Origin of the sequence: Methylobacterium oryzisoli, assembly GCF_046557895.1 — a bacterium.
Lineage (GTDB): Bacteria > Pseudomonadota > Alphaproteobacteria > Rhizobiales > Beijerinckiaceae > Methylobacterium > Methylobacterium oryzisoli.
Genome location: NZ_JBKIBX010000061.1, coordinates 1 through 6247 on the forward strand (window position 1 = coordinate 1; position 6247 = coordinate 6247).

The 6247-nt window shown below is 62.1% G+C and carries 5 protein-coding genes and 1 pseudogene; 4 read left to right on the plus strand and 2 right to left on the minus strand.

Annotation, left to right across the window (positions count from 1 at the left end; genetic code table 11):
• Positions 1 to 412 precede the first annotated feature (412 nt).
• Both ACKUB9_RS31350 and ACKUB9_RS31355 read left to right on the plus strand, forming a co-directional pair.
• Positions 413 to 1057 (plus strand): annotated as a pseudogene (locus tag ACKUB9_RS31350) (Ivy family c-type lysozyme inhibitor); the annotation flags it as partial.
• 251 nt (positions 1058 to 1308) lie between these two features.
• Positions 1309 to 2040 (plus strand): hypothetical protein, encoded by a 732-nt coding sequence (locus ACKUB9_RS31355; RefSeq protein ID WP_407530115.1) that lies wholly within the window; start codon positions 1309 to 1311, stop codon positions 2038 to 2040.
• A gap of 227 nt (positions 2041 to 2267) precedes the next feature.
• On the opposite strand, the gene ACKUB9_RS31360 is transcribed toward ACKUB9_RS31355, so the two are convergent.
• A complete protein-coding gene (locus tag ACKUB9_RS31360) occupies positions 2268 to 2426 on the minus strand; it encodes a DUF3309 family protein (protein WP_407530166.1) in 159 nt (52 codons plus the stop codon).
• Between the two features lie 650 nt (positions 2427 to 3076).
• On the opposite strand from ACKUB9_RS31360, the gene ACKUB9_RS31365 reads away from it, so the two are divergent.
• Both ACKUB9_RS31365 and ACKUB9_RS31370 read left to right on the plus strand, forming a co-directional pair.
• On the plus strand, positions 3077 to 3886 hold the full coding sequence (locus ACKUB9_RS31365; RefSeq protein WP_407530117.1) for a Crp/Fnr family transcriptional regulator: 810 nt from the start codon (positions 3077 to 3079) through the stop codon (positions 3884 to 3886).
• A gap of 409 nt (positions 3887 to 4295) precedes the next feature.
• Positions 4296 to 4586: a hypothetical protein gene (locus ACKUB9_RS31370; protein ID WP_407530119.1), complete on the plus strand. Its 291-nt coding sequence runs from the start codon at positions 4296 to 4298 to the stop codon at positions 4584 to 4586.
• A gap of 1354 nt (positions 4587 to 5940) precedes the next feature.
• Here ACKUB9_RS31370 and ACKUB9_RS31375 read toward each other — a convergent pair.
• Positions 5941 to 6247 (minus strand): hypothetical protein (locus ACKUB9_RS31375; protein WP_410824238.1); only part of this gene is annotated, 307 nt, incomplete at its 5' end.

Below are 6247 nucleotides of genomic sequence, written 5' to 3' on the forward strand. Positions count from 1 at the left end.
CCAGCCGCATGGTTGAACGGCAGCCCGTGCCGGGCGTGTCTCACGAGACGGTGCGTCAGACACTCAAAAAACACTCTCAAGCCGCACCTGAGGACGATGTGGTGCATCCCGCCCAAGCACGCGGCGGAGTTCGTCTTCCACATGGAGGACGTGCTGGAGGTCTCCTGCCGACCCTATGATCCGCGTCGGCCTACCGTAGCGTGCCGTTATCATGAAAGCTCGCCACATCGCATCAGCTATCGCATTGAGCTGCCTACCTGCGCTGCACGGGGCCATATTGCCCGCCAATGTGGGGATGGACTCGCTGAAGGCCTTCGGCAGAGACATCAGGCTTGTTCAACCGTCTGATGCCGAGGGACGCATCGAGGTCAACGGCAAAGCTATACACAAGGGCTGATCGCTTAGCCTCAATGAAATCGCGATCGTGGCTGGCACGCCGGTGCTGATCGGAAACTCCAGTGCAGGAGGAAACTCCTGCGAGGCGGTGCCATTCGTCATTTCACTGCCCGTGGGCAAGGCGCCCAGCTTCGACGGCCCGATCAACACCTGCTGGGTGGTCAACTACACCGTCGGTGCGGATCGCATATCGTTCAGCACGCCAGCAGCGCCGAACGCAGAGGGCGAGAGGTGGGTTTGGACGCCAGCCGACGGCCTGCGGTCAGACGGCAGGGTCGCGTTCGCTCCAGCGTCGGATAAGGGATGGGCTGACCTGCGTGATCGGAGCCTCGAGCACCCGATGGAGCTGTTCGACAATGGCGCTGTATCAGTCCGTCTCGCTCAGCTGCTCGGCGATCAGAAGCCGCAGGCATTGACGGCAATGAGCGGGCCTGGAGGCGGCCGCTACGAAGGCGACCGGTTCATCGGGGAGGTGTGTCAGTGGCACAACTGCCCGAGCTCTGGAGGCATCACGGTGGTCGACATTCCAGGCAAGCGGGTCTTCATCGCCTGGAAGCCTGATGGCAAGAAGATCGAGGTTCGACCGCCCGTTGGCGAGTGGCCATCCGAGGTACGGAGGCCCCTTGCGACATGGGCTCAGACGTTTGAGCCGAAGCGATAGGGCGTCACCATTCAGCGCGAACCGGCCGCACTGCGAAGCGCGCGAACCAATCGATATTGCCATACGGCAGGCATGGCGTTCCTCGCGGGCGGCATGGAGCGCGTCGACGAGATCAGGGCGGCGGAAGTGCCGGCGGATGAGGTGCACTGAGACCTGCCACTAGGCTTGCCGGGCTGCGCGACCGTTGGGCTGGTGCTCTCGCCGACGGGCGAGCATGGTGACGAAGCCTTGCACGAGAACCCCGTCGTCGCATGACCGCGCTCGCAATCCTGGTGGAGCCGGAGGTCGTCCTCATCGCGTCCGACGGTGCGGTCCTTGAGCCTCAGACGTTCAAGCTGACGCAGGCCGCGAGCAGGATCGTGCTGTGCCCGGAGTGGTCCTGTGTTCTGGCATCCCGCAGCCAGGGCTGGCCCGCGGAGGTTGTCAGACGGCAGGCTCAGCTGGCGAACGTCACGTCGTTCGACGAGTTGATCGCGCGGAGCGACGAACTGGTGCGGATTGCCGCCGACGCATACTGCCAGACATCCCCATCCCACAGCGCCGACTTCAGCGTCTTTCTTGCCGGCTGGAGCGACGCGCAGCAGCGCATGGCCTTGTACGTGGTGAGCACGCTCAGGGCGTCGGAGCAGCTGCGGTCGGACGACGCCTACAAGGCCGCGCCGCTGCCGAATCTGGTGCTCGTCCCCAGTCCCACCGGCCGAGCGGCTGCCCTGGTCGGCCTTCAGGTCTATCGCGGACAGGAGCAGTTCAGCCTGGGCGACCCAATCCAGTACCTGCAGCGGGTGATCGCCGCCGCGCGCTTCTCCGGGCGGGGCACGCCGGCCGAGCCCTGCACCGTCGGCTGCTTCATCCAGGTCACGCAACTGCAGCGGGACTACGCGCACACCATGATCACGCACCGTTGGAACGACCGCATCGGGGAGCCGATGCAGCCATTTCGGGAGCCGACGGTGCCGGCCTTCATGGTGCGACGGGGTGGGTGAGGCGTGCCAGTATCGACCGCCGGGCCTCTACTCGCGCGGCTGGGGACTACGAGGAGATGGGGGCGGCGTCCCCCCTTAGAGCCGGGGTCAGCAAACGGCCTCTGCCTGTGGAACATGCGCCGCAGCGCGCATTTGCCTGTCTGCAGCGAACCTTCCCCTTAAGCGCCGGCCGGGCACTCCCACCCGAGCCGGCGTTTCCTTGCTCGAAATGCACCCAGGTGCGGGATTCAGATCCGCCCCATCAGCAGCAGGATGATGACGATGAGCAGGATCACACCTAGGCCGCCCGACGGAGCATAGCCCCACCCCGCGTTGTAGGCGCCGGCACGCGGAAAGGCGCCGAGCAGCAGCAGGATCAGAACGATGATGAGGATGGTGCCGAGCATCGCAGAGAACCCTTCCTCGGCCGCTCCAGCGCGGCCGTTCGTGACAACGCTCCTGCCGCCGAAACGATACGCCTGAGCCATTTGAGCCAGCAGAACGCGCATGGGGTGGTGCGGTGACGAGTTCATCCATTCCTAAGCTGGCGTCGTGCGTGAAGCCAAGATCGTGGGCGCAGCAAACATGGCGGCGCCTGCGCTGCTCCCGTTTCTGTACTGAGATGCCAAGCCTCTGAGCTTGCAGCAGAGTTTTTTAAGTATCGCACTTAATTTTCATCAGTTAGTTTCACAAATCTATTGCGACTGATTTTCTGAAGCAACCTCCTTATATGAGCGCGAACGGCGACGCTTTGATGGGAGATGGATTTCGACCTGTCAGGCCGAGGGATGAATTCGGATTTTGTCTGTTCGTCGATCATAGCCACGGTCGCATATTTCCCGGTGTGAACGGGCGAGACTAGGTACGCAAGACACACCCCAAAACCTCATTTCATGGATAGGAGCCTTCGTCTCGGCCGCTATTTGAACTCGGGCGCGCCGATGGCGTTGAGATCTTGAGGTGTCAGCTCGCCGACAAGGTTGTCGGCCTGAACGCAAGGTCGATGGATTGCTGTTTTTAAATGCAACGACAGATTTTCGATGTGTAGTAGGAGGCCATGACGAATCTGTTCATTCAAAAATTGTGCTTGCGAGCGCCGCTGTGTGATGCCGATGTGAATGCCCTGGCGGCTGCCACAAGTAGAATACAGCATTACGATGCCGGCCAAGATCTTATCACGGAGGGAAGCAAGCCTGATTTTGCGTACATCATCCTTGAGGGATTTGCATGCAGATACAGGATCATGCCAGACGGCAGTCGATCTATATTAGCGTACCTCGTACCCGGCGATGGCTGCGATTTGCATGCTTCCATCCTTAATCGCATGGTTCATTCGATATCGACACTGACTCCTTGTACGGTTGCGCCCATTCCATATCGAACAATCAAAGAACTCGCAGCTTATCGGCCGAACATTTATCTGGCTTTGTGGTGGTCAGTGTTGGTAGATGAATCGATACTTCAAGAGTGGCTGGTTGGTGTAGGACGGCGTTCTTCAGATAAGCAATTAGCTCACTTTTTTTGTGAAGTGCTCACTAGGCTGCAGTCCGTGGGACTCGCCCTCGACACCAGCTATCGCATACCGCTCACTCAATCTGAATTAGCAGATACTGCCGGACTCTCGCACGTTCACGTGCAGCGCGTACTCACAGATCTCCGCAAAGCAAAGCTGATCGAAGGGGGTCGCAAAGGATGGACAGTGCCCGATCTCACACGACTTAGGGCCTTTTCTGGATTTGACCCAGGATATCTTCACTTATCTCCGCTAGGTGAAAACTCGAAAGCGGAGACTACCGCCGACTTATCTAATGCCACGAGGGAAGATTTTCTGAAAAAATTTGGAAGCAGTGACTTTTTCCCAGACTAGTTCCTGGCTGCGATGATGGCGTAGATCGACATCGCCGCTCACGGCCAGCCCAGCGCTGCGGCGGGCTTCTTATCGCGCGGACAGCCCTTGCGCAGCCTCACTCCTTGGCACGGGCCGGGCGCTGATGTTGTTGAGGCCCCATGCGCCCGGCCCGCCGCTCCGCGCCTGGGGGAGTGCGGAGCAACTTGAGCGTTGCACGAGGCGGGTCGCAGATCACGTGCCCTTGAAGACTAATCCAGACTTGCGGTGCGCCGACGGTCACCCACGGCCCGATTTCGTCGGCCTCACCCCCGGCCCCGGCCTCTCGCCATTCCCCTCGATGAAGATGACGCCGGCGGGTCAGTCCTCTCCGTCGCCGGCACGCTCGTGCGCCTCAGCCTCGCCGGCCGCCCTGGACCGCAGCTGATCCATGATCGGCACCATCAGCGGCGGCACGTCCTGCCCGTACTCGGCCAGCACCGTGGCGGTGATCCTGCGGGAGATTGGGCACGACGAGCGGACCATCGCGGACGCGCTCGGGCAGAAGACCATCGAGATGGCCCAGCACTATGCCAAGGGCGCCGACCTGCGCCCGAAGATGCGCGGCGTGGTCACGAGCTTCGACGCTGAGGTGAACAGGCGGCGAACCAGTGCTGTCAAACCTGGCAACAAAAAGTGCCAAACCCGGCCAGCGGCCGGGCAGCGTAAAGAAAATTTATGAATAAGCGCAAGGCATTAGATGGTAGCGGAGGACCGCTACACCGCATCACCCACTAAGCTCGAACCCTCGTTCCTGTTTCGTGCGAGGGCAGCGTGAGTTCCAACGGCGCAATGGCATCAGCCCACTGTTAATGCGCTCGAAGTTTCCGTCTCTTCGGTCACCCGGCGTGGGAGGTGACGGCCGAGTTCCTCACACGTGAGCGTGCGACCTAGGCGCAGCGGCTTAGCGGCCAGGACGGCGGTCCTGCTGGCGAGGGCGGGGTGAGGCGTAAAGTCGGCCCAGCCAGGATGAGGGGTGAGAGTGCTGCTGGGCCGCCCGATGTGACACCGACCGAGCAAGCGGCAAGGCCGGGGTGACACCAAGCACGTTGGGCTGCCCGATCGAGCTTTGAGGTCTTACGTGTCGTAGGATGGTCGCTGACCTCGCCAATCCGGCCACGTCTCGACCCGATAGCTGCCGCAGCCCGTGCACCGCACCTGCCGCGCTATCTCACTCACCAACATGGTTGAAGGCCAGAGATTGATCGACAGCGAGGTGCTGAAGCCGCACCTCAAGCAATCCACCCAGATCCCGCACGCCTGTGTGAGGCGCGCCTGCTCTACCGTAATGGACGCTCGATTAGCTCTGACATTGGTCACCTTTGGCGAACGCAGTCAAATGCTCAAGGTTCATTCAGTGATAGCAGAAGGCCGAGGGCTATGGCTTGCCGAGCGCCCTGGCGAACTGGCCGCCGGTATGTCACAAGTTAAGGTCGAAACGGGTCGGACGCGTCACCGCGAGCACGTTGAGCGCGCCCGACCCGCCGGTGACGTTCGACCGAGTGAGGCGTGTGCCTGACAGGCCGAGGTGACGGTCCGGGAATGCGCGGCACAGCCCTCTGTTCCCGGACCTAGCTTTTGTGTCAGACAGCAGAACGCCCGGCGGAGGGTTAGGACCTTGCCGGGCGCGCTGACATCAGGGGAACGATGCGACCATAGGAGCAACAGGGCTGAGAGGCCCGTGTTCCCAGCCGCCTCGCGGGTCTTCTCTTAGCCGCCGGAGCCCTGGCCACCGCCCCCGCTGCCCTGAGGCACGGGCCTGGCGGGCTGACCGGCGTTGCTGCCCTGAGCGGGATTGGTCGTGATGGTGGAGGCACCAGTGCCGCCAGGCGCAACCGTCACGTTCGGGGTATTGCCGGTCGTGCCCGGCGAGGGGGCCACAACGCCCCCTGCGGGCGGGGCAACCGGAGCACCAGGAGCAACGGTGCCGGCCGGAGCCTGAGCGTAAGCGGGACCAGCGAAGGCCATGGCCGCGGCGGCTATGGCGGCTATCGTGATGGGACGCATGTTCGTTTCCTTCCGTGGGTGTGTGGACTTCAACGCCAGCTGGCAGGAGTGGTTCGAATTGAACAGCCGAGATGCGCGAAGGCGCGATCAAGGCGCAGCAACGTCTGGCGGTCTGAACAGCGACGCTGCTGGCATGAGCAGTTTGAGACTTCCACATCCCGCAGCAGTTGGCTGATTATGGCGTTGCACATCATGCAGCGGCCATACACCGGGGGTCGTCTATGATGACAAGCGCAGACGCCAAAGCGCACGCCAGCGTTCAACACGCTGGGCAGACCGACAAGGCTGGAGCGCCCTACATCGAGCACGTGGAGCGCGTCGCAGCCGCGGCTGCGA

Coding starts and splice junctions, on each gene's coding strand:
- ACKUB9_RS31355 (WP_407530115.1), top strand. CDS start 1,309: ATGACCGCGCTCGCAATCCTGGTGGAGCCGGAGGTCGTCCTCATCGCG.
- ACKUB9_RS31360 (WP_407530166.1), bottom strand. CDS start 2,426: ATGCTCGGCACCATCCTCATCATCGTTCTGATCCTGCTGCTGCTCGGC.
- ACKUB9_RS31365 (WP_407530117.1), top strand. CDS start 3,077: ATGACGAATCTGTTCATTCAAAAATTGTGCTTGCGAGCGCCGCTGTGT.
- ACKUB9_RS31370 (WP_407530119.1), top strand. CDS start 4,296: ATGATCGGCACCATCAGCGGCGGCACGTCCTGCCCGTACTCGGCCAGC.